Annotated in this window: 22 protein-coding genes; 20 read left to right on the top strand and 2 right to left on the bottom strand. The window is 71.2% G+C overall.

The window, feature by feature from the left end; genetic code table 11:
- The first annotated feature begins 1 nt into the window (after position 1).
- The 3 genes from ACIP63_RS06935 (at position 2) to ACIP63_RS06925 (ending at position 3193) form a co-directional block, all read left to right on the top strand.
- A complete protein-coding gene (locus tag ACIP63_RS06935) occupies positions 2–1333 on the top strand; it encodes a nitrate/nitrite transporter (protein ID WP_401512104.1) in 1332 nt (443 codons plus the stop codon).
- A 130-nt stretch (positions 1334–1463) separates the two neighbouring features.
- Positions 1464–2609 carry a uroporphyrinogen-III synthase gene (locus tag ACIP63_RS06930; RefSeq protein ID WP_401512102.1) on the top strand — a complete coding sequence of 382 codons (1146 nt, stop codon included), beginning with the start codon at positions 1464–1466 and terminating at the stop codon, positions 2607–2609.
- Positions 2610–2629: 20 nt separating this feature from the next.
- A complete protein-coding gene (locus ACIP63_RS06925) occupies positions 2630–3193 on the top strand; it encodes a GNAT family N-acetyltransferase (protein ID WP_401512100.1) in 564 nt (187 codons plus the stop codon).
- Here the strand turns inward: ACIP63_RS06925 and ACIP63_RS06920 are convergent.
- On the bottom strand, positions 3126–3731 hold the full coding sequence (locus ACIP63_RS06920) for a GNAT family N-acetyltransferase (protein WP_401512098.1): 606 nt from the start codon (positions 3729–3731) through the stop codon (positions 3126–3128). The two genes, ACIP63_RS06925 and ACIP63_RS06920, sit on opposite strands and share 68 nt — an antisense overlap.
- A gap of 103 nt (positions 3732–3834) precedes the next feature.
- Between ACIP63_RS06920 and ACIP63_RS06915 the strand changes: the two genes are divergently transcribed.
- The 6 genes from ACIP63_RS06915 to ACIP63_RS06890 all read left to right on the top strand — a co-directional run bounded on the left by ACIP63_RS06915 (position 3835) and on the right by ACIP63_RS06890 (position 10973).
- Entirely contained in the window at positions 3835–4422 is a 588-nt protein-coding gene (locus tag ACIP63_RS06915; RefSeq protein WP_401512096.1) for a CGNR zinc finger domain-containing protein, read from the top strand.
- 121 nt (positions 4423–4543) lie between these two features.
- Positions 4544–5131 carry a sigma-70 family RNA polymerase sigma factor gene (locus tag ACIP63_RS06910; protein ID WP_401512094.1) on the top strand — a complete coding sequence of 196 codons (588 nt, stop codon included), beginning with the start codon at positions 4544–4546 and terminating at the stop codon, positions 5129–5131.
- On the top strand, positions 5128–5994 hold the full coding sequence (locus ACIP63_RS06905; protein WP_401512092.1) for a zf-HC2 domain-containing protein: 867 nt from the start codon (positions 5128–5130) through the stop codon (positions 5992–5994). Before ACIP63_RS06910 ends, ACIP63_RS06905 begins: the two co-directional genes overlap by 4 nt.
- Before the next feature lie 84 nt (positions 5995–6078).
- The gene (locus ACIP63_RS06900) at positions 6079–8448 is read left to right on the top strand and encodes a HelD family protein (RefSeq protein WP_401512090.1); all 2370 of its coding nucleotides are present in this window, start codon (positions 6079–6081) and stop codon (positions 8446–8448) included.
- Between the two features lie 406 nt (positions 8449–8854).
- Complete coding sequence (locus tag ACIP63_RS06895) at positions 8855–10288, top strand: NAD-dependent malic enzyme (RefSeq protein ID WP_401512089.1); 1434 nt, start codon at positions 8855–8857, stop codon at positions 10286–10288.
- 403 nt (positions 10289–10691) lie between these two features.
- Entirely contained in the window at positions 10692–10973 is a 282-nt protein-coding gene (locus ACIP63_RS06890; RefSeq protein WP_003968811.1) for an HU family DNA-binding protein, read from the top strand.
- Positions 10974–11322: 349 nt separating this feature from the next.
- On the opposite strand, the gene murA is transcribed toward ACIP63_RS06890, so the two are convergent.
- Positions 11323–12663 carry a UDP-N-acetylglucosamine 1-carboxyvinyltransferase gene (gene murA, locus ACIP63_RS06885; protein ID WP_329037820.1) on the bottom strand — a complete coding sequence of 447 codons (1341 nt, stop codon included), beginning with the start codon at positions 12661–12663 and terminating at the stop codon, positions 11323–11325.
- Between the two features lie 297 nt (positions 12664–12960).
- On the opposite strand from murA, the gene ACIP63_RS06880 reads away from it, so the two are divergent.
- The 11 genes from ACIP63_RS06880 (at position 12961) to ACIP63_RS06830 (ending at position 26958) form a co-directional block, all read left to right on the top strand.
- Positions 12961–13533 (top strand): YqgE/AlgH family protein, encoded by a 573-nt coding sequence (locus tag ACIP63_RS06880; RefSeq protein ID WP_362926993.1) that lies wholly within the window; start codon positions 12961–12963, stop codon positions 13531–13533.
- Positions 13534–13563: 30 nt separating this feature from the next.
- On the top strand, positions 13564–13866 hold the full coding sequence (locus tag ACIP63_RS06875) for a DUF3039 domain-containing protein (protein WP_042837321.1): 303 nt from the start codon (positions 13564–13566) through the stop codon (positions 13864–13866).
- A gap of 293 nt (positions 13867–14159) precedes the next feature.
- Positions 14160–15464: an extracellular solute-binding protein gene (locus tag ACIP63_RS06870; protein ID WP_401512086.1), complete on the top strand. Its 1305-nt coding sequence runs from the start codon at positions 14160–14162 to the stop codon at positions 15462–15464.
- 2 nt (positions 15465–15466) lie between these two features.
- A complete protein-coding gene (locus tag ACIP63_RS06865; protein WP_401512084.1) occupies positions 15467–16438 on the top strand; it encodes a carbohydrate ABC transporter permease in 972 nt (323 codons plus the stop codon).
- A complete protein-coding gene (locus ACIP63_RS06860; RefSeq protein ID WP_401512083.1) occupies positions 16435–17283 on the top strand; it encodes a carbohydrate ABC transporter permease in 849 nt (282 codons plus the stop codon). Before ACIP63_RS06865 ends, ACIP63_RS06860 begins: the two co-directional genes overlap by 4 nt.
- Before the next feature lie 3 nt (positions 17284–17286).
- The gene (locus ACIP63_RS06855; protein WP_401512082.1) at positions 17287–18924 is read left to right on the top strand and encodes a beta-N-acetylhexosaminidase; all 1638 of its coding nucleotides are present in this window, start codon (positions 17287–17289) and stop codon (positions 18922–18924) included.
- A gap of 249 nt (positions 18925–19173) precedes the next feature.
- Positions 19174–20070: an FAD binding domain-containing protein gene (locus ACIP63_RS06850; protein ID WP_401512080.1), complete on the top strand. Its 897-nt coding sequence runs from the start codon at positions 19174–19176 to the stop codon at positions 20068–20070.
- Positions 20067–21575, top strand: a complete 1509-nt coding sequence (locus ACIP63_RS06845) for a 2Fe-2S iron-sulfur cluster-binding protein (protein WP_401512078.1) — start codon at positions 20067–20069, stop codon at positions 21573–21575. Before ACIP63_RS06850 ends, ACIP63_RS06845 begins: the two co-directional genes overlap by 4 nt.
- A 79-nt stretch (positions 21576–21654) precedes the next feature.
- Positions 21655–23988: a xanthine dehydrogenase family protein molybdopterin-binding subunit gene (locus ACIP63_RS06840; RefSeq protein WP_401512077.1), complete on the top strand. Its 2334-nt coding sequence runs from the start codon at positions 21655–21657 to the stop codon at positions 23986–23988.
- A 149-nt stretch (positions 23989–24137) separates the two neighbouring features.
- Positions 24138–24563: a hypothetical protein gene (locus ACIP63_RS06835; protein WP_401512075.1), complete on the top strand. Its 426-nt coding sequence runs from the start codon at positions 24138–24140 to the stop codon at positions 24561–24563.
- A 13-nt stretch (positions 24564–24576) separates the two neighbouring features.
- Positions 24577–26958, top strand: coding sequence for a hypothetical protein (locus tag ACIP63_RS06830; protein ID WP_401512073.1), 2382 nt, complete (start codon positions 24577–24579; stop codon positions 26956–26958).
- Positions 26959–26994 lie beyond the last annotated feature (36 nt).

Below are 26994 nucleotides of genomic sequence, written 5' to 3'. Positions count from 1 at the left end.
GATGGCCGGTCGTTGGATCGAGCAGTGGGAGCCGGAGGACGAGACCTTCTGGCGAGAGACGGGCGAGAAGACCGCCCGGAGGAACCTGTGGTTCTCCGTGCTCTCCGAGCACATCGGGTTCTCGATCTGGTCCCTGTGGTCCGTCATGGTCCTGTTCATGGGCCCGGAGTACGGCATCGACCCGGCCGGGAAGTTCTTCCTGATCTCCACGGCCACCCTGGTCGGCGCCATCGTCCGGGTGCCGTACACCTTCGCGGTCGCGCTGTTCGGCGGGCGCAACTGGACCGTCTTCAGCGCGCTGTCGCTCCTGGTGCCGACCCTCGCCGCCTTCTGGGTGATGGAGCCCGGCACCTCGTACACCACGTTCCTCGTCGTCGCCGCGCTCACCGGCATCGGGGGCGGCAACTTCGCCTCGTCGATGACGAACATCAACGCCTTCTTCCCCCTGCGCAAGAAGGGCTGGGCGCTCGGGCTCAACGCCGGCGGCGGCAACATCGGCGTCCCGGTCGTCCAGCTCATCGGGCTGCTGGTGATCGGCACGGCGGGCGCCGCGTACCCGCGGATCGTGCTCGGGGTGTACGTACCGCTGATCGTCGTCGCCGCGCTCGGCGCCGCGCTGCGCATGGACAACCTCCGGCCCGTCCAGAACGACACCGGGGCGGCGCTCCAGGCCGTACGCGAGCCGCACACCTGGATCATGTCGGTGCTCTACATCGGCACCTTCGGCTCGTTCATCGGCTACAGCTTCGCCTTCGGGCTCGTCCTGCAGACCCAGTTCGGCCGCACTCCGCTGCAGGCCGCCTCCCTCACCTTCATCGGCCCGCTGCTCGGTTCCCTGATCCGGCCCGCGGGCGGCTGGCTCGCCGACCGGTACGGCGGCGCCCGGATCACCCTGTGGAACTTCGCGGCCATGGCCGCGGCCACCGGTGTCGTCGTCTACGCCTCCGGCATCGAGTCGCTGGCGGTGTTCCTCGTCGGCTTCATCGCGCTGTTCGTGCTGACGGGCCTCGGCAACGGCTCCACGTTCAAGATGATCCCGGGCATCTTCCACGCGCAGGGCATCGCCAAGGGCCTCCGGGGCGAGGAGGCCGCGGCGTACGGACGGCGGCTCTCCGGGGCCGCCATGGGACTCATCGGGGCGGTCGGCGCCCTGGGCGGCCTCGCGATCAACCTCGCGTTCCGTCAGTCCTTCGCCACCTCGGGCGCCGGAACGGCCGCGTTCTGGTGCTTCCTCGGCTTCTACGCCGTCTGCTTCACCCTCACGTGGGCGGTATACCTTCGGCGTACCGAAGCAGTCGCCACGAAGCCGCAGCTCAGCTATGCGGAGGTGTGAGGATGACCACAGTGCGACGCAGGACGTAACGGGCGGGAAATACAGGAGAACCGAGACTGTCACGCAGGGTTGACAGTCTCGGTCCTCCGCATCATCGAGCAACAGCGGGACGAGAGCCGGGTATCACGCCATGCACGACGACGACGCACAGCACGGGCCCCTGGCGGGCTTCACGGTCGGGGTGACCGCAGCCCGTCGCGCGGAGGAGCTGGGGACGCTCCTCACGCGCAGGGGCGCCGTGGTCCTGCACGCGCCCGCACTGCGGATCGTGCCGCTCGCGGACGACAGCGAACTCCTGGCCGCCACCAAGGAACTGATCGACCACGCGCCCGACGTCGTGATCGCGACCACCGCCATCGGCTTCAGGGGCTGGGTGGAGGCCGCCGACGGCTGGGGCATCGGTGACCAGCTCCTCGAACTGCTGCGCGGTATCGAGCTGTTGGCCCGTGGTCCCAAGGTCAAGGGCGCCATCCGGGCGGCCGGGCTCACCGAGGCGTGGTCGCCGCAGTCCGAGTCGATGGCCGAGGTGCTGGACCGGCTGCTGGGTGAAGGCGTCTCGGGCCGCCGGGTCGCCCTCCAGCTGCACGGCGAACCGCTGCCCGGCTTCGTCGAGTCGCTCCGCGCGGCGGGGGCCGAAGTCGTCGGCGTACCCGTCTACCGGTGGATGCCCCCGGAGGACATCACGCCGCTCGACCGCATGCTCGACGTCACCGTCGCCCGTGGCCTGGACGCCCTGACCTTCACCAGCGCCCCCGCCGCCGCCTCCTACCTGAACCGGGCGGAGGCGCGCGGCATCCTCCCGGAGGTGCTGGACGCCCTGAGCCATGACGTCGTCACCGCCTGCGTCGGACCGGTCACGGCCCTGCCGCTGCAGGCCAAGGGCATCGACACCGTGCAGCCCGAGCGCTTCCGGCTGGGGCCGCTCGTCCAGGTGCTCTGCGCCCAGCTGCCCGCCCGGGCCCGCGCGCTCCCCGTCGCCGGCCACCACGTCGAGATCCGCGGCCACGCCGTGCTGGTCGACGGAGCCCTGCGCCCGGTGCCCCCGGCCGGCATGGCCCTGCTGCACACGCTGGCCCGCAGGCCCGGCTGGGTGGTCTCCCGCGCCGACCTGCTGCGGGCCCTGCCCGGCAGCGGCAGCGACGAGCACGCGGTGGAGACGGCGATGGCCCGGCTGCGTACGGCGCTGGGGGCTCCCCGGCTGATCCAGACGGTCGTCAAGCGGGGCTACCGGCTGGCGCTGGACCCCTCGGCGGACACCAAGTACGACGCCTCCTGACGGGCCGCTACGGTGCGGGGATGATCAACGACATCCATCCTCTGGCCGACGGGGTCCGGCTGAGGCCCGTGGCCCTCGGCGACGCCGCCTCGTTCGCCGAGACCCTGACCCGCAGTCGTGCGTACATGCGGCGCTGGGACCCCGTGCGCCCCGAGGCCTTCTACACCCCTGAGGGCCAGCTCCAGCGGCTGACCGCGCTGCTGGCGGACCGGGACACGGGGCGCGCCATGCCCTGGGCGCTGGCCGACGACGAGGACCGGGTCGTGGGGGCGATGACGCTCGCCTCCATCGAGCGCGGGCCGTTCCGCAACGCCCGGCTCGGCTACTGGATCGACGTCGACCGGGCGGGCCGTGGCCTTGCCACGGCCGCCGTGACCCGGGTCTGCGAGCTGGCACGGGACGGGCTCGGACTGCACCGGGTCGAGGCCGGGACGGTCCTGGACAACACGGCCTCGCAGCGGGTGCTGGCGAAGTGCGGGTTCGAGCTCTACGGCACGGCGCCGCGCTATCTCCACATCAACGGCTCGTGGCAGGACCACCGGATGTTCCAGCGCATCCTGCACGACGGCCCGCCGCAGCGCTGAGCGGTGCCTCCCGGGAGTGCCGGTGGCCGCCCAGGGGGTAGCGCGGCGGCCGGGCGGGGACGAGCTCGGCCAGCGCGAAGCCGGTCTTCCCTGCGACCCGGCAGGACGCTTCGTTGCCCGCCGCGTGGAACAGGTCCAGGCGCCGGAGCCCGTCCTCCGCGAGCGTGGCGAACGCCCAGTCGGTGAGCGCCCCGAGCGCGCGCGGGGCCACGCCCCGGCCGCGCGCCGACGCCGTCGTCCAGTACCCGGCCTGGGCGCTCTCCGCCCCGGGGCCGGGACGGTTCAGCGCGAGGTTGCCCACGAGGTCCCCCTGACCGGCCGTGTCGGTCACCGCGAAGCTGAACCGGGTGCCCGACGCCCACCCCTCCTCCTGCACGGTCAGCCAGCGCTCCGCCTCCCCGGCGTCGGGGACCTGCGTCCGCAGCCACCGCCGCATCGCCGGGTCGTCGTACGCCGCGAGCAGCGCCGGCATGTCGTCCCGCCGCCAGGGGCGCAGGAGAAGGGTTCCGGCCGTCAGCGTGACCGTGGCGTCGTTCATGTGGACACCGTACGGCCGTGTCCGGAGGGTTCCGGGCCGGGCCGGATGCGGGCACTCTGGGGATGGCTCTCCCCACAGGTGACCCCGAGGCGGTGACAGGCTCATGGCGGCGGGCACGGGCGCGTACGACCGGCGGTTCGACTCGGGGCGTGTCTGCCTGGACCTGGTGGCGACGGGGCCGGCCTCCGGCGCGTGCGAGCGGCTCGACTGCCCGGCGCGCCTCGCCGAGTGGCTGACGGCCTCGGGGCTGGTCCCGCGCGGGACGCCGCTGACGGCGGTCGACGCGACCTGGGTGGCGCGCTTCCGGCAGTTGCGTACGGGAATCGACCGGCTGATGACGGCTCAGCTGACCGGCGGGAGCGCCGACGGCGCCCTGGAGCGTGTCAACGCGCTGGCAGCGGGCGCCCCGCCGGGGCTGCGGGCCGTGCGGGGCCAGGGCGGAGCGCTCGTACGGGCGCCGCTCGCGGACCCGGTGTGCGGGCAGCTGCTCGCCGCGGTCGCCCGGGACGCCGTCGACCTGCTGACGGACCCGGTCGCGCGGGCGGGGCTGCGCCGGTGCGAGGGCGAGGCCTGCCGGCGGCTCTATCTGGACACGTCGCGGGGGCGGCGGCGCCGCTGGTGCTCCAGCGAGGTCTGCGGCAACCGGGAGCGTGTGGCCCGGCACCGGCGCCGGGTGAGGGCGGTGACGTGAGGCCGTGAACGGTCACACATGCTCGCTGCCGAAAGAAAGTTGCCCGGCTTCTGAATGAACCGGCGCCCGCGTCCGTACCGATGGCCACAGAGCTCGACAGGGTCTCGACCGGGAGGTTCGGGTGCGCAAGGATGCGGCCGTGGCCGATGACCGTCCGCACAGGGCTCGACATCGCAGTGCACCGCCCCGCCCTCCCTCCGGCGTCCCCGACGAGGAGTTGATGCGGGCGCTCTACCGCGAACACGCCGGTCCGCTGCTGGCCTACGTCCTCCGTCTCGTCGCGGGTGACCGTCAGCGGGCCGAGGACGTGGTGCAGGAGACGCTCATCCGTGCCTGGAAGAACGCCGGTTCGCTCAACCGGGCCACCGGCTCCGTCCGCCCCTGGCTGGTGACGGTCGCCCGGCGCATCGTCATCGACGGCCACCGCAGCCGGCAGGCCCGGCCCCGCGAGGTCGATCCGTCGCCGCTGGAGGTCATCCCCGCGGAGGACGAGATCGACAAGGCGCTGTGGCTGATGACGCTCTCGGACGCGCTCGACGATTTGACCCCGGCCCATCGGGAAGCATTGGTCGAGACCTACTTCAGGGGCCGTACGGTCAACGAGGCCGCGGAGGTGCTCGGCATCCCCAGCGGGACCGTGCGGTCCCGGGTGTTCTACGCACTGCGTTCCATGAAGCTCGCACTGGAGGAGAGGGGGATCACGGCATGAGCGACCAGGAATGGCAGCCCTTCGGGCCCCGGCCGGCCGGCCCCCGGAGTCCCTCGGGCCACTCCGGCCCTCCGGACGACCCCTTCACGCCCCCCGCGCCGGGCCCCGGGCACGACGCCGCCGGCGCCTACGCGCTGGGCATCCTGGACGACGCCGAGGCGAGCGCCTTCGAGGCCCATCTGGCCGGCTGCGCGGCGTGCGTCGCCCAGCTCGACGAGTTCGCCGGGATGGAGCCCATGCTGGCGATGCTCGCGGAGTCGCCGGCCACCGTCCCGGGCGCCCGCCCGGTGCCGCACGTCCCTGAGCCCCCCGCGCCCCGGGTGCTGGCCGGTCTCGTCGACGAGGTCGCGCGGAAGCGCTCGCAGCGGCGGCGCCGCGCCCGGTATCTGATCGCCGCGGCGGCCGTCCTCGTGATCGGCGGCCCGGTGGTCGCGGTCACCGCCACGGCCGGCGAGGACGCGGGCCGGCAGGCCGCGGCGGCCGACCCGCATCCCACGAGCCCCGCCGAGGACGCCTTCTTCCACCACATGCCGGAGAAGCGGACGGCGACCGATCCGGCCACCCGGGTCGGTGCCACGGTCGGCATGGAGCCCAAGGCATGGGGCACGCACACGGTCCTGGAGCTCAAGAACGTCGAAGGCCCGGAGAAGTGCAGCCTGGTCGCCGTCTCCAGGACCGGCGACGAAGAGGTCGTCACCTCCTGGTCCGTACCGAAATGGGGGTACGGGATCGAGGATTCCTCCCACCCGGACGCCCGACACCCGCTGTATGTGCACGGGGGCACCGCGATGGCGCGCGCGGACATCGACCGTTTCGAGGTCCGCACCTTCGACGGCGAGCGGCTGGTGGAGATCGACGCGTAGACACAATCCGGGCGGCAGGTGCGCTGGAGGCCCCCTTTCGCGTACGGTTGACGGCTGCCCGATGCACGTCAGAAGGGGGCCTCGGTGGCCGCGCAGGATGCCGCTGTCGATTCGTTGCGGGACCGGGAGATCGGTGTCGAACAAGAACATCTGGACCGGGTCTACCGCCGTCTCGAAGAGAAGATCGACGAGGCGGAATTTCTCATGCAGGACGCCAGTAAACGGGGCCAGGTAGGCACCCCCGGGGCGCTCGCCGAAAGGGACGCCCAGGTCTTCCGTGCCGGCGTCCACCTCAACCGGCTGAACAGTGAGTTCGAGGACTTCCTCTTCGGGCGGATCGATCTGCTGCGCGGCAAGGACGGTGAGCGCGGCCCGGACGGCGCCTTCACCTCCGTGGAGGCGGCGGACGACGCCGTGGGGGAGGACAGCACCGCCGAGATCGCGGAGACCCTTCACATCGGCCGTATAGGAGTGCTCGACTCCGACTACGCACCGCTGGTGATCGACTGGCGGGCGCCGGCCGCCGCACCGTTCTACCGTTCGACGCCGAAGGACCCGGGCCGGGTCGTACGCCGCCGGGTCATCCGCTCCAAGGGCCGCAGGGTCCTGGGGGTGGAGGACGACCTGATGCGTCCGGAGCTGACCGCACGGCTGAAGGGCGACGAGCTGCCCGTCATCGGCGACGGCGCCCTGATGGCCGCGCTGGGCCAGGCCCGCAGCCACACGATGCGGGACATCGTCTCGTCGATCCAGGCCGAACAGGACCTGGTGATCCGCGCCCCCGCCGCCTCCGTCACCGAGGTCTCGGGCGGCCCCGGCACCGGCAAGACGGCGGTGGCCCTGCACCGGGCCGCGTACCTCCTCTACCAGGACCGGCGCCGGTACGCGGGCGGCATCCTCGTCGTCTCGCCGACCCCGCTCCTGGTCGCGTACACCGAAGGGGTCCTGCCCTCGCTCGGCGAGGAGGGCCAGGTCGCGATCCGCGCGGTCGGTTCGCTGTCCGACGAGGCCGCGGGCGTGGAGGGCGCGACCACGTACGACGAGCCCGCCGTCGCCCGGATCAAGGGCTCGTCCCGGATGCTCCACGTGGTGCGCAAGGCGGCCCGCGGGGCGCTGGAGCAGCCCGCGCCCCGGCCCGCCCCCCAGGAGGGTCAGCTGGACTTCGGGGAGGCCCCCGCCGAGGCGGGAACCCCCACCCGGCTGCGGGTGGTGGCCTTCGGCGCACGCGTCGAGCTGGAGGCCGACGAGCTCCGGAGGATCCGGCACAACGTCCTGGGCGGCACCGCGCCGGTCAACCTGCTGCGCCCGCGAGCCCGCAAGCTGCTCCTGGACGCCCTGTGGAACAAGTCGTCCGGCCGGGGCCGCTACACCGACCCCGAGCTGGTCGCCGAGCTGCGCTCCTCCTTCGACGAGGACGTGTCCACCGAGACGCCGTTCCTCACCTTCCTGAACGCCTGGTGGCCGGAGCTCACCCCTCGCCAGGTGCTGGCCGCGATGTCCGACGAGCGGCGGCTGAGCAGATGGGCGCGCCGGATCCTCAACCAGGGCGAGGTCCGCCGTCTCGCGCGTTCGCTGAAGCGGCTGGACGCGGACGGCAAGGGCCCGCTCTCCGTCCACGACGTGGCGCTCCTGGACGAGCTGCAGACTCTCCTGGGCACCCCGGCCCGCCCGAAGAGGCAGCGGGAGGCGGACCCGCTGGACCAGCTCACGGGTCTGGAGGAGCTGATGCCGCAGCGCGAGGAGACGCAGCGGGAGCGGGCCGAGCGGCTGGCGGCGGAGCGTACCGAGTACGCCCACGTCATCGTCGACGAGGCGCAGGACCTGACGCCGATGCAGTGGCGGATGGTCGGCCGCCGCGGCCGGCACGCGACCTGGACGATCGTCGGTGACGCGGCGCAGTCCTCCTGGTCGGACCCGGACGAGGCGTCCGCGGCCCGTGACGAGGCGCTCGGCAACCGGCCGCGGCGCCGGTTCACCCTCACCGTGAACTACCGCAACCCGGCGGAGATCGCCGAGCTCGCCGCCAAGGTGCTGGCGCTGGCCATGCCGGGGATGGAGTCCCCGGCGGCGGTCCGCTCGACGGGCGTCGAGCCGCGCTTCGAAGCGGTGCGGGACGGGGACCTCGCCTCGACCGTCCGCGAGGAGGCCCGCAGGCTGCTCGGTGAGGTGGACGGCACCGTGGGCGTGGTCGTCGCGATGAACCGCCGCGCCGAGGCCCGTGCCTGGCTGGCGGAGCTCGGCGAGCGTGTCGTGGCGCTGGGGAGCCTGGAGGCGAAGGGTCTGGAGTACGACGCCACGGTGGTCGTCTCACCCGCGGAGATCGCCGACGAGTCCCCGGCCGGGCTGCGGGTGCTGTACGTGGCACTCACCCGTGCGACGCAGCAGCTCACCGTGATCTCCGGGGAGCGCGACATGCCGGACGAGGACGGGGTTCCGGACCTGCTGAGGGACTGAGGGAGGGGGCCGTCGGCGCCCGCGTGCGGGTGCTTCCCGGAGTCAACCCGTCGCACGGGAATCACTTTTCCGGGGTGTTTGTTAGCCTGGTGTCGGCACCGGCTCGATCCAAGCCCCCGGGCCCAACCTTAGTCGCTACGAGCGACCACTTGCCGCGAGGCGAGCATGGCGGGCCGGTGTCACCTGACGGCAAGAAGACAGACCCGCGTCACCTGTTGGTGGCGCGGGTCTGTTTGTTTTTACGGGTTACGCATCACGACTACTTCTCGTATGGTGGAAGAAAGTTTCCGAAAGGTGGCAGTCATTACCTGCTACCGGTCGGTAGGTGCGACGATCGGAACGCACGTACGGGGCCTGGCCCCGTCCGCGTGCGGCAACGAAGCTCAGGAAAGCGAAGGACTCGGCCATGGCAACGGCGCCCAGCGTCTCGTACTCGATGACGGTCAGGCTGGAGGTGCCCGCGAGCGGCACAGCGGTCTCCCAGCTCACCACGGCCGTGGAGTCCTCCGGAGGTTCGGTCACCGGCCTCGACGTGACCGCCTCCGGCCACGAGAAGCTGCGGATCGACGTCACGATCGCGGCCTCCTCCACCTCGCACGCGGACGAGATCGTCGAAGGTCTGCGCGGCATCGAGGGCGTCATCCTCGGCAAGGTCTCCGACCGTACGTTCCTCATGCACCTCGGCGGCAAGATCGAGATGGCGTCCAAGCACCCCATCCGCAACCGTGACGACCTCTCGATGATCTACACCCCCGGTGTGGCGCGGGTCTGCATGGCGATCGCCGAGAACCCCGAGGACGCCCGTCGCCTCACCATCAAGCGGAATTCCGTCGCGGTGGTCACGGACGGCTCGGCGGTGCTCGGCCTGGGGAACATCGGCCCGATGGCGTCGCTCCCCGTGATGGAGGGCAAGGCGGCCCTCTTCAAGCGCTTCGCCGGCATCGACGCCTGGCCGATCTGCCTGGACACGCAGGACACCGACGCGATCGTCGAGATCGTCAAGGCGATCGCCCCCGGCTTCGCGGGCATCAACCTGGAGGACATCTCCGCACCCCGCTGCTTCGAGATCGAGGCACGGCTGCGCGAGGCCCTGGACATCCCCGTCTTCCACGACGACCAGCACGGCACCGCGATCGTCGTCCTGGCCGCGCTGACCAACGCGCTCCGCGTGGTGGGCAAGGCGATCGGTGACGTACGCGTCGTCATGTCCGGCGCCGGTGCGGCCGGTACGGCCATCCTGAAGCTGCTCATCGCGGCCGGGGTCAAGCACACGGTCGTCGCCGACATCCACGGCGTGGTGCACGCGGGCCGCGAGGACCTGGTGGACGCCACCCCGGACTCGCCGCTGCGCTGGATCGCCGACAACACCAACCCCGAGGGCGTCACCGGCACCCTCAAGCAGGCCGTCGCCGGCTCCGACGTCTTCATCGGCGTCTCCGCCCCCAACGTCCTGGACGGCGCCGACGTCGCCGCCATGGCGGAGGGTGCGATCGTGTTCGCGCTCGCGAACCCGGACCCCGAGGTCGACCCGGCAATCGCTCGCGAGACGGCGGCCGTTGTCGCCACCGGGCGCTCCGACTTCCCGAACCAGATCAACAACGTGCTGGTCTTCCCGGGTGTCTTCCGCGGTCTGCTGGACGCTCAGTCCCGCACCGTCAACACGGAGATGATGCTCGCCGCGGCGCGCGCCCTCGCCGACGTGGTGGCGGAGGACGAGGTGAACGCGAACTACATCATCCCCTCGGTCTTCAACGACAAGGTCGCGGGCGCGGTCGCGGGCGCGGTCCGGGAGGCCGCGAAGGCGGCCGGCGTCGCCGAGGCGGCGTCCGACCCCGCCTGAGGATCCTTCGCCCCGACGGCCCCGCCACACGCCGCCCGCGGGGGTCGGCCACGACTCCCGCGGACGGTGCCGTAGCTCACGTCCGGGCGGCCCGTACGGCGCGTCGCGTGTCGCGGCGTCCCAAACGCCCCTTTAGGGTGGGCGGGCAGCGAGCCCCACAGGCCCGGCATCCGCTGCGGACCGCTCCAACAAGTCGACGGAACGTCATCACAGGCAATCGGTGGTGCTTTTCGTGTGACGACGAGGGGTTCCGGATTGGCGTTAGCGCCGCAGGTGGGGGCAGGATGCGTATTCGGGCGCGAGGGTCTGACAGCAGACCCGGGTCCGGGGACTGTCAGAGGGCCCTGGCAGCATCGGCTTCGATCTCACGCCTCACAGGCAAGAAGAACACGGGAGTACAAACATGAACCGCAGTGAGCTGGTGGCCGCCCTGGCCGACCGTGCCGAGGTGACCCGCAAGGACGCCGACGCCGTTCTGGCCGCCCTCGCCGAGACCGTCGGCGAGATCGTCGCCAAGGGCGACGAGAAGGTCACCATCCCCGGCTTCCTGACCTTCGAGCGCACCCACCGTGCCGCTCGCACCGCTCGTAACCCGCAGACCGGCGACCCGATCAACATCCCGGCCGGCTACAGCGTGAAGGTCTCCGCGGGCTCCAAGCTCAAGGAAGCCGCCAAGGGCAAGTAAGGCCCCAAGGCATCAATGAAGGGCGGCCGTCCTGACCGGGGCGGCCGCCCTTCGGCATGTCCGCGGCCGTGTCCGGGGGTCTTCATCCCGGCGCACACCGCCCGTGCGGGCGCTGTGAGGCGGTCTGCGGCGCCCCGGCACCCTCCGGCGGCCCCGGGGAGGGCAGGCCGCCCCGAGCGGCTCTGTACGGGCGTTCTGCGGCGCCTGGGCCGATGCCCGGGCCGGAAGAGCGGAAAAGCCCGCCGCCCCGGTCCCTCGCGGGGGCCGGGGCGGCGGACTGTGGTGCGCCGGCGCGCAATGCTGTGTGCGGCAGCACTGTGCGTACGCCGGAGCGCGCCGGCGTGGTGCGTCAGACGAGCGAGCCGCCGGGGAGCTCGACCTTCGCGCCGAGCTTCTCGAGCTTGTCCATGAAGTTCTCGTAGCCGCGGTTGATCAGGTCGATCCCGTGCACCCGGGACGTGCCCTGGGCCGCCAGGGCGGCGATCAGGTACGAGAACCCGCCGCGCAGGTCGGGGATGACCAGATCCGCGCCCTGGAGCTTCGTGGGCCCGGACACGACGGCCGAGTGCAGGAAGTTCCGCTGCCCGAACCGGCAGTCGGAGCCCCCGAGGCACTCGCGGTAGAGCTGGATGTGCGCACCCATCTGGTTGAGCGCCGAGGTGAAGCCGAGCCGGGACTCGTAGACCGTCTCGTGGACGATCGACAGACCGGCGGCCTGCGTCAGGGCCACCACGAGCGGCTGCTGCCAGTCGGTCTGGAAGCCGGGGTGCACGTCCGTCTCCAGGGCGATGGCGTTCAGCGCGCCGCCCGGGTGCCAGAAGCGGATGCCCTCGTCGTCGATCTCGAAGGCACCTCCGACACGCCGGAAGGTGTTGAGGAACGTCATCATCGAGCGCTGCTGGGCGCCGCGCACGTAGATGTTGCCCTCGGTCGCCAGCGCCGCGGACGCCCAGGAGGCGGCCTCCAGGCGGTCCGGGATCGCCCGGTGGGTGTAACCGTCGAGCCGGTCGACACCCGTGATCCGGATGGTCCGGTCGGTGTCCATGGAGATGATCGCGCCCATCTTCTGCAGTACGCAGATGAGGTCCTCGATCTCCGGTTCGACGGCCGCGTTGGACAGCTCGGTGACGCCCTCGGCGAGGACGGCGGTCAGCAGCACCTGTTCGGTGGAGCCCACCGACGGGTACGGCAGCCGGATCTTCGTGCCACGCAGCCGCTGCGGGGCCTCCAGGTACTGGCCGTCGGCCCGCTTCTCGATGACCGCGCCGAACTGGCGGAGCACCTCGAAGTGGAAGTCGATCGGCCGGCCGCCGATGTCGCAGCCGCCGAGGCCCGGGATGAACGCGTGGCCCAAACGGTGCAGCAGGGGGCCGCAGAAGAGGATCGGGATGCGCGACGAGCCCGCGTGGGCATCGATGTCGGCGACGTTCGCGCTCTCGACGTGCGACGGGTCGAGGATGAGTTCGCCCGGCTCGTCGCCGGGGCGGACGGTCACGCCGTGCAGCTGCAGCAGCCCCCGGACCACCCGCACATCGCGGATGTCGGGCACGTTGCGGAGCCGGCTGGGCCCGCTGCCGAGCAGCGCGGCGACCATTGCCTTCGGCACCAGGTTCTTGGCGCCTCGGACGCGGATCTCGCCCTCCAGCGGGGTGCCGCCGTGGACAAGCAGGACATCGTCTGTGCCGGTCATGTATCTCGCGTTCCGGAGTGGTCGGGCAGGGGGCCATCAAAAGGGTAATGGGCTCCCGCCCCCCTTCCGTAAGGCGCCGGGGGGTGTACGAACGTCATGAATCCGCCACAACACGTTCTGCTCCCCGTTCCTTGCGGAGGGTCACCGCCCGTACGGCCCGTCCGGCAGCCCCCCGATCGTGCGCTCCCCGTGCGCCCGTGCGGCGGCCGTGCGCCCTGAGCTGCGGAGGGGCGCGGTCCGGGAGCGGTCGCGCCACTTGGTCCCCGCGGAGGGCCGGGATGCGGGATCATCTGTGCCATGACGGAGGTGTCCTCGCTCACAGGACGGCTGCTCGTGGCCGCACCCGCCCTGGCGGACCCGAATTTCGACCGTGCGGTGGTGCTGCTCCTCGACCACGACGAGGAGGGCTCGCTGGGTGTGGTCCTGAACCGTCCGACCCCGGTCGGCGTAGCGGACATCCTCGCGTCCTGGGCCGGCCTGACCGGCGAGCCGGACGTGGTCTTCCAGGGTGGCCCGGTGTCGCTCGACTCCGCCCTGGGTGTGGCCGTGATCCCGGGGGACGAGGGGCCCTCCCCGGCCCCCATCGGCTGGCGCCGGGTGCACGGGGCGATCTGCCTGGTGGACCTGGACGCGCCGCCGGAGCTGCTGGCGGCGGCGCTCGGATCGCTACGGATCTTCGCCGGATACGCGGGCTGGGGGCCGGGTCAGCTGGAGACCGAGCTGACGGACGGCGCCTGGTACGTGGTCGAGTCGGAGCCCGGCGACGTCTCCTCGCCACGCCCGGAGAACCTCTGGCGTGCGGTTCTGCGGCGGCAGCGCAGCGAACTGGCGATGATCGCGACGTATCCGGACGACCCTTCGCTGAACTGATGCGCGGAGCTTTCAGTACGCTTGGCAGTTATGAGCACTCTTGAGCCCGAGCGCGGGGCAGGTACGGGAACCCTCGTAGAGCCGACGCCGCAGGTGTCGAACGGCGACGGTGACCACGAGCGCTACGCCCATTACGTCCAGAAGGACAAGATCATGGCGAGCGCCCTGGAGGGCACTCCCGTGGTGGCGCTGTGCGGGAAGGTCTGGGTTCCCGGACGCGACCCGAAGAAGTATCCGGTCTGCCCCATGTGCAAGGAGATCTACGAGTCCATGGGCGCCGGCGGCGACAAGGACAAGGGCAAGGGCGGCAAGGACAACAGCGGCAAGAAGTAGCCCGCCCCCCTTATCACCCCTTAGCTCTTTTATCTCTTTCCGGACCCTGACCCCGGCCCCCGGGACGCGCGGAGACGTGCGCCCCGGGGGCCGTTTCGCGCGCCGGGGAGCCCCTGTGCGGCCGTCCCCGGCACGGCGGGGGCGGGGGCCCGCGTTGCACGGGCTGCACCACGAGGTCACAGAGTGGTTGAGACCACTTGTCGGCGTGCTGGGGCGCCCTTAGTCTCCTGCGAGTTGTGCAGAACGAAACGCACGTTGCATGGAATGCAACGATTGACCGGTAGGGGTCCCGGATGAAGCTTTCTGCCCGAATCTCCGCTCCGGCCACGGCACTTGTGCTGGCCGGCCTCACCGTCACCGCCTGCGCGCCGCAGACCTCCGACACCGGCGCCGAGGGCGACAAGAAGTCCGGGACGCTCCGCGTCTGGCTCTTCCAGGAGGTCGGCAACAAGCCCAAGGAGAAGGTCGTCGACGCCGCCGTCGCCGACTTCGAGAAGTCCCACGAGGGGGCCGAGGTCGAGGTCGAGTACATACCCGTCGACACCCGCGCCCAGCGCATCAAGGCCGCCTTCAACGACCCGAAGAGCGCCCCCGACCTCATCGAGTACGGCAACACCGACACCGCCGGCTACGTGAAGGACGGCGGACTGGCCGACGTCAGCAAGGAGTTCGCCGCCTGGGACGAGGCCAAGGACACCGACCCCACGGCCAAGCAGTCCGTGACGGTGGACGGCCAGGTGTACGGGGCGCCGCTCTTCGTCGGCGTACGGGCGCTCTACTACCGCACCGACGTCTTCGAGGACCTGGGCATCGAGCCCCCGAAGTCCCAGGACGAGCTGATCTCCACCGCCAGGAAGATCCACCAGGAGAAGCCCGACCTGTACGGCCTCGCGGTCGGCGGCGCGTACACCTACGGCGCGATGCCCTTCATCTGGGCCCACGGCGGAGAACTCGCCGACGAGACCGGTGTGACCTACGAGTCCGCCATCAACGGCGAGAAGGCCCGCAAGGGCATCGAGGCCTACACCTCGCTCTTCGGTGACGACAACTGCCCGGCGGCCAAGTGCGCGGCCATGGGCGGCAACGCGACCGTGACCGCCTTCGCGTCCGGCAAGGCGGCCATGGCGATCGGCGGCGACTTCAGCCACGCCGCGGTCGAGGCGGGCAGCGTGAAGGGCAAGTACGCCGTCGTGCCGCTCCCCGGTGTGAAGAAGGACTCGATCGCCCCGGCGTTCGCCGGCGGCAACAACATCGGCGTACTCAAGAGCAGTTCGCACCGCACCCTCGCGGTCGACCTGATGAAGTCCCTGACCGGCAAGAAGACGCAGGCGAAGATGTTCGACGCCATGGGCTTCCTGCCGACGTACACGGACGTGCTGGACACCGCCGCCGAGAAGGAGCCCTTCGTCGGCCCCTTCGTCGACACGCTCGGCGCGGGCGCGAAGTTCGTCCCCGCCTCCCCGGCCTGGGGCCAGATCGACGCCTCGCTGGTGCTGCCGACCATGTTCCAGGAGATCGTCAGCGGCCGTAAGGACGTGGCCGCCGCCTCGGACGACGCGGCGAAGAAGATGGACGCGGCGTTCGCCGAAGCGGGCTGACGATGACCGCCGACACCGCACCGCACAAGGTCCCCTCCGTGTCCGGGGCGAGCGGGACGCCGGCCCGCGCGCCCCGGCGCCGCCCGGCGTCCCCCGCGCGGCGCTCCGGCTGGACCCCCTGGCTCTATCTGCTCCCGGCGCTCGTCCTGCTCGGCGGGCTCCTCGTCTACCCGATCTACCAGCTGGGCCTGATCTCCTTCCTGGAGTACACCCAGGCCCAGGTCAGCGGGGGAGAACCGACCACCTTCCAGGGGTTCGGCAACTACGCCACCCTCTTCGGCGACAGCCAGTTCTGGCAGGTGCTCCTCGCGACCGTGGTCTTCGCCGCGGCCTGCGTGCTCGCCACCCTGTTCGTGGGCTGCGCCCTGGCCGTCCTGCTGACCAGGATCCGCGCCCTGCCCCGGCTCGCGCTCATGATGGCCGCGCTGGGGGCCTGGGCCACGCCGGCCATCACCGGCTCGACCGTCTGGGTCTTCCTCTTCGACCCGGACTTCGGCCCGGTCAACAAGGTGCTGGGCCTCGGCGACTTCTCCTGGACGTACGGGCGCTACAGCGCCTTCGCGCTGGTGCTCCTGGAGGTGCTCTGGTGCTCGTTCCCGTTCGTGATGGTCACCGTGTACGCGGGCATCCGCGCGATCCCCACCGAGGTGCTGGAGGCGGCCTCGCTTGACGGCGCCTCGCAGTGGCGGATCTGGCGGTCGGTCATGGCCCCCATGCTGCGGCCGATCCTGATCGTCGTCACCATCCAGTCGGTCATCTGGGACTTCAAGGTCTTCACCCAGATCTACGTCATGACCAACGGCGGCGGCATCGCCGGCCAGAACCTGGTGCTCAACGTGTACGCCTACCAGAAGGCGTTCGCGTCCTCGCAGTACAGCCTCGGATCGGCGATCGGCGTCGTGATGCTCGTGATCCTGCTGGCCGTGACGCTGGTCTATCTGCGCCTGGTGCGGCGCCAGGGGGAGGAACTGTGAGCGCACGCACGCTGCTGCGCGTCCGCCGGCCCGGGAGGCTCGCGGCGGAGGCCGCGGCCCTCGTCATCGCCGTCGTGGTCGCCTTCCCGCTGTACTGGATGGTGCTCTCCGCCTTCAAGCCGGCGGGGGAGATCCAGTCCACCGAGGCCCGCCCCTGGACCCTGGCCCCGTCCCTCGACTCGTTCCGCAGGGTCTTCGAACAACAGGAATTCGGCCGTTACTTCCTCAACAGTCTGGTCGTCGCCGGCACGGTCGTCATCGCGTCCGCGCTGATCGCCTTCCTCGCCGCGACGGCGGTGACCCGGTTCCGCTTCAGGTTCCGCACCACGCTTCTCATCATGTTCCTCGTGGCGCAGATGGTGCCGGTCGAGGCGCTGACCATCCCGCTGTTCTTCCTGATGCGGGACTTCGGTCAGCTGAACACCCTGGGATCGCTGATCCTGCCGCATCTCGCCTTCTCGCTTCCGTTCGCGATCTGGATGCTGCGCGGATTCGTCAAGGCCGTCCCGGAGGCCCTGGAGGAGGCCGCCTACATCGACGGGGCGAGCCGCACCCGCTTCCTGTGGCAGATCCTCTTCCCGCTCGTCCTTCCCGGGCTCGTGGCGACCAGCGTCTTCTCGTTCATCTCGACCTGGAACGACTTCCTCTTCGCGAAATCGTTCATCATCAGCGACACCTCCCAGTCGACGCTTCCCATGGCGCTGCTGGTCTTCTTCAAACCCGACGAGAACGACTGGGGAGGGATCATGGCGGCCTCCACGGTCATGACCATTCCCGTACTGGTCTTCTTCGTCCTCGTACAGCGCCGCCTGGTCTCCGGACTCGGCGGAGCGGTGAAGGACTGACACATGGACAACCTGATTCCCGCGCCGGTGCGCACCGGCGGTGACGGCAGCGGCGCGTTCTTCCTCGACGGGGCCACGACGCTCGATGCCGGCCCCGGGACCGAGGGCACGGAACGCTGGCTGCGCACCACCCTGGGAGCCGCCTTCGGTCTGCCGCTGGCCCCGGGCCCCCCGTCGGGCCAGGGCGGCAACACCGTCCACCTGCGGATCGACGCCGCCCTGGAGCCCGAGGGCTACCGGCTGTCCGTCGCGCCCGCCGACGGCGTACGCGCCACCGGCGGAAGCGCGGCCGGAGTGTTCTGGGGTGCGCAGACCCTCCGTCAGCTCCTCGGCCCCGAGGCGTTCCGCCGGGCGCCGGCCGGCCCGGGCGCGAAGAGGAGCATTCCCTTCACGGAGATCGAGGACGGCCCCCGCTTCGGCTGGCGCGGCCTGATGCTCGACGTGGCACGGCACTTCATGCCCAAGGACGGCGTGCTGCGCATGCTCGATCTGCTGGCCGCCCACAAACTGAACGTCTTCCACTTCCACCTCACCGACGACCAAGGCTGGCGCGTCGAGATCAAACGCCACCCCCGGCTCACGGAAGTGGGCGCCTGGCGCGCACGCACCAAATACGGCCACCGCGCATCCGAACTGTGGGACGAGACCCCGCACGGCGGCTTCTACACCCAGGACGACATCCGCGAAATCGTCGCGTACGCCGCCGAGCGGCATATCCGGGTGGTCCCCGAGATCGACATCCCGGGCCACTCGCAGGCGGCGATCAGCGCGTATCCGGAACTGGGCAACACCGATGTCATCGACACCTCCGCGCTTTCCGTGTGGGACACCTGGGGCGTCAATCCGAACGTACTCGCCCCCACTGACAACACCCTGCGTTTCTTCGAAGGGGTCTTCGAGGAACTGCTCGACCTGTTTCCCGCCGAGACCTCGCCCTTCATCCATGTCGGTGGCGACGAATGCCCCAAGGACCAGTGGAAGGCGTCCCCTGCGGCACAGGCCCGCATGGCCGAGGCCGGCCTGGCCGACGAGGACGAGCTCCAGTCCTGGTTCATCCGCCACTTCGACCGCTGGCTCACCGCCAGGGGCCGCCGCCTCATCGGCTGGGACGAGATCCTGGAGGGCGGCCTCGCCGAGGGCGCCGCGGTGTCGTCCTGGCGGGGCTACGCGGGCGGGATCGCCGCCGCCGAGGCCGGGCACGACGTCGTGATGTGCCCCGAGCAGCAGGTGTACCTGGACCACCGTCAGGACGGCGGCCCCGACGAGCCGATGCCCATCGGCTTCGTCCGCACCCTGGAGGACGTCTACCGCTTCGAGCCCGTTCCCCCGGGGCTCTCCGAGGAGGCGGCCCGGCACGTCATGGGCGCCCAGGCCAACGTCTGGACCGAGGTCATGCAGAACCGGGACCGCGTCGACTACCAGGTGTTCCCGAGGCTCGCCGCCTTCGCCGAGGTCGCCTGGTCGCGGCTCCCGGCCCCGGGTGAGCGGGACTTCGCCGACTTCGAACGCCGGATGGACACGCACTACGCGCGGCTCGACGCCCTGGGCGTCGGCTACCGGCCCCCGGCCGGCCCGCACCCGTGGCAACGCCGGCCCGGCGTCCTGGGTCGCCCGATCGAGGGACCGCCACCGACCGTGTGACCGCCACCCCACCCGACGGCCAGGGGAACCGAATAAGTCGTACGAACCAGCTGAAGAGCGTCAATTCGTGCGTCGGGCAGAAGGACTGCCAAAAGTGACTTTTCCCCTGGTCGGGGGTGGAAACACCCTTCGTGGACCCTCGCGTCGGACAGCCCGGAAGATGTGCCAGAGTTGCCACGTCCCGGCCGTGAGCACGTACCGTACGGCGGACAGGCGGGACTGCCGGGACACCGGGAAGGGGCAGCTGGGTTGACCACGCACGCACCGCAGGCGATGCAGTCGGTGACGCTCCCGGCCTCGCTCGACGAGGCCGTGGCGGCTCTCGGCGCCATGCCTGCCGCCGTCCCCGTCGCCGGGGGCACGGACCTCATGTCGGCCGTCAACAAGGGCCTCCTGCGCCCCTCCGGACTGGTCGGCCTCGGCCGGATCAGTGAGCTGCGCGGCTGGCACTACCAGGACGGCCACGCCCTGCTCGGCGCCGGGCTCACCCACGCGCGCATGGGGCGGCCCGACTTCGCCGCCCTCATCCCCGCGCTGGCCGCCTCCTCGCGTGCCGCGGGCCCACCCCAGATCCGTAACGCCGGGACCCTCGGCGGGAACATCGCCAGCGCGGCGCCGACCGGCGACGCCCTGCCGGCCCTGGCCGCCCTCGAAGCCGAGCTGGTCATCGCGGGCCCCGGGGGCTCCCGCCGTGAGATCCCCGTCTCGCACCTGCTGGCGGGCCGCGAGATGCTCCAGCCCGCCGAGCTGATCGGCTTCGTCCGCGTGCCCCTGCTGCACGCCCCCCAGGTCTTCCTCAAGGCGACCGGCCGCACCGGACCCGGCCGCGCCACCGCCTCCGTGGCAATCGTCCTGGACCCGGCGCGGCGCGGGGTGCGCTGCGCCGTCGGCGCGATCGCCCCGATGCCTCTGCGGCCCCTGGAGGCCGAACGCTGGATCGCCTCCCTGATCGACTGGGACGGCGAACGCGGCCTGGCCCCCGACGCGCTGGCCGCCTTCGGCGAGTACGTCGCGGCGGCCTGCATCCCGGACCAGGCTCCACCGGACGACGGGGGAGAGGCCCCTCCGCTGTCGCCCGCCGTCCTGCACCTGCGGCGCACGGTCGCCGCGCTCGCCCGACGCGCACTGGGGAGGGCACTGTCGTGAGCAATGAAGAGAACCCCGAGCAGCGGCACGGGCAGCCCGACCCGTACGCCGGCTGGCAGCCCACCCCGCAGGGCGGTGAGTACGACGCGGAGGCCACCGCCTTCGTCCACCTGCCCCCGGAGGACCTCGCCGACCTCGGGAGCGACCCCCTGGCCGCCCCCGGCCACAGCTACGTCCCGCCGATGATCCTGCCGCTGACCCCGGCCGCGGGCCTCGACCCGGCGGCCACCGGCAGCTGGGTCGTGCAGACGCAGAGCCAGCAGGAGCGGGCGGCCGGCCACGCCCCGGGCACGGAGTCCGCCCCGGAGGCGGTGCACTGGCCCGACCCGAACCAGCAGCAGGACCCGTACCAGCAGCCGTACCCGGACACGTCGCAGTACGCGCAGACGTCGTCCACGACGGCCCAGTGGAATTTCACCGAGGCCGTCCGAGCGGAGCCCGAACCCGAGCCGGTTCCCGAGCCCGCCGGTCACACCGGCGAGTGGACGATCCCGGTGGCGAACGGCGACCTCCCTGAGGAGTCCGGCGAGTTCGCGTCGTCGACGATGGCCTCCCAGTGGTACGCCGACCCGCCCCCGGCCACGCTTCCCGGCGGCGCCGCCGCGCCGTGGGCGACGCAGGAGCGCGCCCTCGAGCCCGAGGCCGCCCCCGAGGAGGCCGTGGAGGTGCCCTCGGAGCCCGTGGAGGCCCCGCAGGCCGTGGAGGCCCCCGAGGAGCCCCCTGCGGGCGCCGAGGCCGTCGTGGAGGCCGCAGGGGGGCCGGAAGAGCCCCTGGAAGCCCCGGACCCCTCGGCCGAAGCCCCCGAACCGGCGGCCGAGACACCCGGGGACGGCCTCGAACCCGTCAACCCGCCCACGTCCGAACACGGCGCCGTCCCCTCGGAGGAGCCCGCTGATCCAGCCCCCCCGGCGGGCCCCAGCGAGCACCCTTCGGCCTCGTACGTCCTCCACGTGAACGGCGTGGACCGCCCCGTCAGCGACGCCTGGATCGGCGAATCGCTGCTGTACGTGCTCCGGGAGCGCCTCGGCCTCGCCGGCGCCAAGGACGGCTGCTCGCAAGGCGAGTGCGGTGCCTGCAACGTCCAGGTCGACGGCCGCCTCGTGGCCTCCTGCCTGGTTCCCGCCGCCACGACCGCGGGCAGCGAGGTCCGTACGGTCGAGGGGCTCGCGGTGGACGGCGAACCGTCGGACGTCCAGCGGGCCCTGGCCGAGTGCGGGGCCGTCCAGTGCGGATTCTGCATCCCCGGGATGGCCATGACCGTCCACGACCTCCTGGAGGGCAACCACGCCCCCAGCGAGCTGGAGACCCGTCAGGCCCTGTGCGGCAACCTCTGCCGGTGTTCCGGCTACCGGGGTGTGCTCGACGCCGTACGCGACGTCGTCGCCGGCCGGGAGGCGACCGCGGACGCGGCGGCCGCCGCCGCGGACGACGCCGAACCGCGCATCCCGCACCAGGCCGCCCCCGGCGCGGGCAGCGTCCAGGCGCACGAGGGAGACGTCCGGTGAACACCGCGCCGTCACCCGCACCACCGGTCATCCCCACCCCCACCAGCCGCCGCGGCGGAGCGAACGACAAGGAGGCGGCGTGACCAGCGACGCAGCCACCGCGACCAGCACCACGCACACCACACCGCCGCCCGAGGGCCCCGACCCGGACCAGGAGCGGCCCGCGCTCGGACTGGGCACCTCGCTGCCGCCCGCCGACGCCCGCGCCAAGACGGAGGGCACCTTCCCGTACGCGGCCGACCTGTGGGCCGAGGGGCTGCTGTGGGCCGCGTTGCTGCGCTCCCCGCACCCGCACGCGCGCATCGTCTCGATCGACACGGCGGCCGCCGCCGGCATGCCCGGGGTACGCGCGGTCGTCACGCACGAGGACATCCCCGGGGACGGCTCGTACGGCCGCCGGGTCGTCGACCGCCCCGTGTTCGCCTCCGAGCTCGTCCGCCACCACGGCGAGGCGATCGCCGCAGTCGCGGCGGACCACCCCGACACCGCCCGGCTGGCCGCCGCGGCGATCACCGTCGAGTACGAGGTCCTCGAACCGGTCACCGACCCCGAGAAGGCCTTCACCGCCGAGCCCCTCCACCCCGACGGCAACCTCATCCGCCACATCCCGCTGCGTTACGGCGACCCGGACACCGTGGGCGAGGTCATCGTCGAGGGCCTGTACCGCATCGGCCGTCAGGACCCCGCCCCGATCGGCGCGGAGGCCGGCCTCGCCGTGCCACGCCCCGACGGGGGTGTCGAGCTCTACACGGCCTCCACCGACCCGCACACCGACCGCGATCTCGCCGCCGCCTGCTTCGGCCTGGACCCCGAGCGGGTCAAGGTCGTCGTGACCGGTGTCCCCGGAGCGACCGGCGACCGGGAGGACCCCGGCTTCCAGATCCCGCTGGGCCTGCTCGCCCTGCGCACCGGCTGCCCCGTGAAACTGGCCGCCACCCGCGAGGAGTCCTTCCTCGGGCACGCCCACCGCCACCCCACCCTGCTGCGCTACCGCCACCACGCGGACGCCGAGGGACGGCTGGTCAAGGTCGAGGCACAGATCCTCCTCGACGCGGGCGCGTACGCCGACTCCTCGTCCGAATCCCTGGCCGCCGCCGTGGCCTTCGCCTGCGGACCGTACGTCGTCCCGCACGCCTTCATCGAGGGCTGGGCGGTCCGTACGAACAACCCGCCCTCCGGGCATGTGCGGGGCGAGGGCGCGATGCAGGTCTGCGCCGCGTACGAGGGCCAGATGGACAAGCTGGCGGCCAAGCTGGGCATCGACCCGGTCGACCTCCGCCTGCGCAACGCCCTCTCCACGGGCGACATCCTGCCCACCAGCCAGACCGTGACCTGCCCTGCGCCCGTGGCCGAACTCCTCGGCGCGCTCCGTGACTTCCCGCTCCCCGCGCTCCCCAAGGACACGCCGCAGGACGACTGGCTGCTCCCGGGGGGCCCGGAGGGCGCCGGGGAACCCGGAGCCGTACGCAGGGGCGTCGGCTACGCCCTGGGCATGGTCCACATGCTCGGCGCCGAGGGCGCGGACGAGGTCTCCACGGCCACGGTGCGGGTCCACGACGGCGTCGCCACCGTCATCTGCGCGGCCGTCGAGACCGGCCAGGGCTTCACCACCCTCGCACGCCAGATCGTCCAGGAGACCCTGGGCGTCGAAGAGGTCCACGTGGCGGCGGTGGACACCGACCAGCCCCCGGCGGGCCCGGCGACGCACGGCCGCCACACCTGGGTCTCGGGCGGCGCGATCGAACGCGCCGCCAAGATGGTCCGTACGCAGCTCCTCCAGCCGCTGGCCCACAAGTTCGGGATGTCCACGGAGCTCCTCCAGATCGCCGACGGCAAGATCACCTCGTACGACGGTGTGCTGTCCACGACGGTCAGTGAGGCGATGGAGGGCAAGGAACTCTGGGCCACAGCCCAGTGCCGCCCCCACCCCACCGAGCCCCTGGACGAGTCCGGACAGGGCGACGCCTTCGTGGGCCTGGCCTTCTGCGCGGTCCGCGCGGTGGTCGACGTCGACATCGAACTCGGATCGGTCCGGGTGGTCGAGATGGCGGTCGCCCAGGACGTCGGCCGGATCCTCAACCCGTCCCAGCTGGCGACCCGCATCGAGGCGGGCGTCACCCAGGGCATCGGCGCGGCCCTCACGGAGAACCTTCGCACCGCCCGCGGCCTGATCCGCCACCCGGACCTCACCGGTTACGCCCTCCCGACCTCCCTGGACGCGCCGGACATCCACATCGTCAAACTGGTCGAGGAACGCGACGTGGTGGCCCCCTTCGGCGCCAAGCCGGCCTCGGCGGCCCCGGTGGTGACCTCCCCAGCGGCGGTGGCCTCGGCGGTCCGAGCCGCGACGGGCCGCCCGGTCAACCGGCTGCCGATCCGGCCGCAGGCGGCGGTGGCCGCACCCAAGTCCTGATCCGCTCCTCGCACGAGGGCCCTGGCCCTCACCGGTCGCCGGAATTTCCCTCCGCGCGTTGCCGGTGAGGGCTTACCCGATACGGTGAGCGGGTCGGTGGCCGCCTGTCTCAGACGAAGCGGTCTGTAAAGACGGACTTGGGGAAATTCGTGACCTTCGAACAGGAATGGGCCGAACTGCGCGCGGCTGCGGCCGCGCGCAGTTCCATGCGGCTCAACAGTGTCCCGGCCGAGGGCGGCGGGGGCGGCTCCGGTGATCTGGTGGTCAACCGGGACGACCTCGGCCGTATCGGAAATGACGCCTATGAGCTGCGGACAAAGGTGTCCCGACAGGGCGACCACGCCCGTCCTGCCACCTTCGAAGCAGCGATCGCGCTCACCAACGGCAATTTCGTGAGCGGTTCCGCGGTGCTCAAGGTGCATGACCGCTGGAACACGCACCTGAAGACCCTGCTGGATTCTCTTGGTCACATTTCGAATCACCTGGATTACACCAAGGCCCAGCATGCGAAGGACGACGTGAAGGTCCAGGGAGATCTGGCGCCGATCTCCGCGCTCTCGAAGTACATGAAGTAAGGGGCGGGGGAGCATGGGTACGCTCAAGTTCGAGGACATAGTCGACGCCCCTTTGGTGAAGCTGAAAGCCGCGGTCGACGACTGGTCGAAGATGGCGGGCGATCTGGACAGGCTCGCCACCGAGGCCACCGACGGGATGAAGGCCAGGGCGGACAAGGCCGACTGGGACGGTCTCAACGCCGGTGTCACGAAGCCGTTCATCGGCAAGACGGCCAAGGAGGTCGCGGACGCGGCGGCTGAGGCCAAGGGCGTGAAGCAGATCCTCGAAGAGGGCCACAACGCCATCAAGAAGGCCAAGGACGAGCTGATCAACATCCGGGACCACGAGGGGCCCGCGGCAGGGGTCAAGGTCGACGGCCACGGCAAGGTCACCGCGCGCCATCCGGTGGAGGACATGCCGGCCCAGCAGAAGGCGCACGACCCCGACTACCCCGCACTGGTGCAGCAGCAGAAGACGAACATCGCCTCCTGGCAGAAGAAGATCGACCTGATCGTCGACAACTGCAACGACACCGACGTGGCCTTCAAGAACTCCCTCGAGGCCAACGTCACCGACCGCAAGGACTTCAGCGCCCCGAAGTACACGAAGATGGACCAGGAGGAGGCCGCCCGGGCCGCCGCGCTGGCGGGCAAGGGGCGTGAGCTGACACACAAGGAACTCCAGGCGCTCAACGAGTTGCTGGCAGACAACAGCAAGTCGGTGGAGTTCTCGAAGAACTTCTACGAGAAGCTGGGCCCGGAGAAGTCGCTGGCGTTCTTCGGCCAGCTCTCGACGGACACGTACGAGGGTTTCGATGTCGACGAGCAGCGGCTCAAGGACGTCCAGGCGCTGCAGAAGAACCTCGGCCTCAACCTGGCCACCGCCTCCCACGACAAGGCGTTCTCCGACGAGTGGGGCCCCGAGCTCCGCAAGATGGGCACGGAGCGCGTCCCGCTGGCCAAGTACGACTCCAACGGGCCGTACGGTTACCAGCTGCTCGGCGGCATCATGCGGTACGGGAACTACGACAAGGCGTTCCTCAACCCGATCGCCGAACACGTGGCGCAGCTGCACCAGAAGGACCCGTACATGTTCGCCGACAACAAGATGGTGAACAGCCCGTTCAAGAACCCGTTCAACCCGTCCGGTGTGAACGGGGCCGGCTACGACCCGGCGACCGCCATGCTGGAAGCGCTCGGTAACAGCCCGGACGCGTCGAAGCACTTCTTCAACGACCCGCCGACCGCGTACAACGAGGACGGCACGGTCAACAAGGGCGCCACGGCCGATCTGGGCAAGAACGGCGACACGCCGATCGACAACTACCTCGACTTCTTCGGCAACGAGAAGTGGGAGTCCTTCCCCGACGTCAACTCGCTGGACGAGGACGAGCTCAAGAACTCCCTCAACCAGATGCCCGACGCGTTGGGCCACGCACTGGAGTCGGCTACTCTCGGCTACCCGGCCGGTCACCCGGACGCGAGCGTGGTGCGGGACGACGATAACGCAGCGGTCATGCGCGACGTGATGGAGAAGTACTCGGACGCCAAGCTGCTGAAGACCCAGGAATCGCTGTCCGACAGCCTGGGTGCGATGGGCGCCGGTTACATCGATGACATCAACTGGGCGATGGACAAGAACAAGGACGACAGCGTCTTCGCGCCCGCTGGGAGCCGGGAGGGCCATCTCGACTTCTCCGACACCCTCGATTCCAACGGGCGTGACATCACCAGGCAGTTCCTGGGCGCCCTGGGACACCACCCCGATGCCTACGCGTCGTTGAGCGCCGCCGAGCAGATCTACACGACCAGTGCGCTGGAGGCGCAGGTCGGCAAGGACGGCGAGATCGACACGGGCGATGTCCGACGAACGGTGAAGATTGGATCCGAGGTCCAGGGAATGCTGGACCAGTCGCGTGCGGACCAGGTCGTGGCCGAGGGCGTCAAGGCGCATGAGGACTTCGAGAAGGCCGCGGAGCGACGGTCCGGTTGGGCTGAGTTCGGTGGCACCGCCGCGCTGGGTGCGGGAGTGGCGACGGCCGCCTTCTTCCTGCCCGCAGCCCCGGTCATCGGCGCGGGTGCGCTGCTGGTGCCGATGTTCACCGACGTAGCGACCGGAGCCGCCGAGACGCTCATTGGGGACGTGGTCGGCGGTATGGGGGAGGAGGCGGTCGACAAGAACAAGGAGAAGGTCGACGATCTGACCGCCGAACAGCAGGCGGCCGTCTACAAGGCGGGAGAGACCTATACGGAGACTCCAGTCGACACGTTCGTCGCCCAGCACAAGGACGAGATCGCAAAGCTCGACGCCAGGACGGGCGGAGACCTGGCCGAGGATCTGGACGATTCCAGGATGCTCGGCTACGGCGACGGGAATCTGCGTGCGCGCGTCCAGGGCGTGAGCCCGGAGTCCTGAGTGCTGAGCGAGGGACATGGGCGGGGTGCTCTGTGC

Origin of the sequence: Streptomyces sp. NPDC088746, from assembly GCF_044751065.1 — a bacterium.
GTDB lineage: Bacteria > Actinomycetota > Actinomycetes > Streptomycetales > Streptomycetaceae > Streptomyces.
Note: the sequence above shows the minus strand (reverse complement) of the source record. Positions and strands in the feature narration are given on the sequence as shown.

What these genes read in the sequence shown, in the direction of transcription:
- ACIP63_RS06935 (WP_401512104.1), top strand. Translation starts at nt 2, where the DNA reads ATGGCCGGTCGTTGGATCGAGCAGTGGGAGCCGGAGGACGAGACCTTC.
- ACIP63_RS06930 (WP_401512102.1), top strand. Translation starts at nt 1,464, where the DNA reads ATGCACGACGACGACGCACAGCACGGGCCCCTGGCGGGCTTCACGGTC.
- ACIP63_RS06925 (WP_401512100.1), top strand. Translation starts at nt 2,630, where the DNA reads ATGATCAACGACATCCATCCTCTGGCCGACGGGGTCCGGCTGAGGCCC.
- ACIP63_RS06920 (WP_401512098.1), bottom strand. Translation starts at nt 3,731, where the DNA reads ATGAACGACGCCACGGTCACGCTGACGGCCGGAACCCTTCTCCTGCGC.
- ACIP63_RS06915 (WP_401512096.1), top strand. Translation starts at nt 3,835, where the DNA reads ATGGCGGCGGGCACGGGCGCGTACGACCGGCGGTTCGACTCGGGGCGT.
- ACIP63_RS06905 (WP_401512092.1), top strand. Translation starts at nt 5,128, where the DNA reads ATGAGCGACCAGGAATGGCAGCCCTTCGGGCCCCGGCCGGCCGGCCCC.
- ACIP63_RS06895 (WP_401512089.1), top strand. Translation starts at nt 8,855, where the DNA reads ATGGCAACGGCGCCCAGCGTCTCGTACTCGATGACGGTCAGGCTGGAG.
- ACIP63_RS06890 (WP_003968811.1), top strand. Translation starts at nt 10,692, where the DNA reads ATGAACCGCAGTGAGCTGGTGGCCGCCCTGGCCGACCGTGCCGAGGTG.
- murA (WP_329037820.1), bottom strand. Translation starts at nt 12,663, where the DNA reads ATGACCGGCACAGACGATGTCCTGCTTGTCCACGGCGGCACCCCGCTG.
- ACIP63_RS06880 (WP_362926993.1), top strand. Translation starts at nt 12,961, where the DNA reads ATGACGGAGGTGTCCTCGCTCACAGGACGGCTGCTCGTGGCCGCACCC.
- ACIP63_RS06875 (WP_042837321.1), top strand. Translation starts at nt 13,564, where the DNA reads ATGAGCACTCTTGAGCCCGAGCGCGGGGCAGGTACGGGAACCCTCGTA.
- ACIP63_RS06870 (WP_401512086.1), top strand. Translation starts at nt 14,160, where the DNA reads ATGAAGCTTTCTGCCCGAATCTCCGCTCCGGCCACGGCACTTGTGCTG.
- ACIP63_RS06865 (WP_401512084.1), top strand. Translation starts at nt 15,467, where the DNA reads ATGACCGCCGACACCGCACCGCACAAGGTCCCCTCCGTGTCCGGGGCG.
- ACIP63_RS06855 (WP_401512082.1), top strand. Translation starts at nt 17,287, where the DNA reads ATGGACAACCTGATTCCCGCGCCGGTGCGCACCGGCGGTGACGGCAGC.
- ACIP63_RS06830 (WP_401512073.1), top strand. Translation starts at nt 24,577, where the DNA reads ATGGGTACGCTCAAGTTCGAGGACATAGTCGACGCCCCTTTGGTGAAG.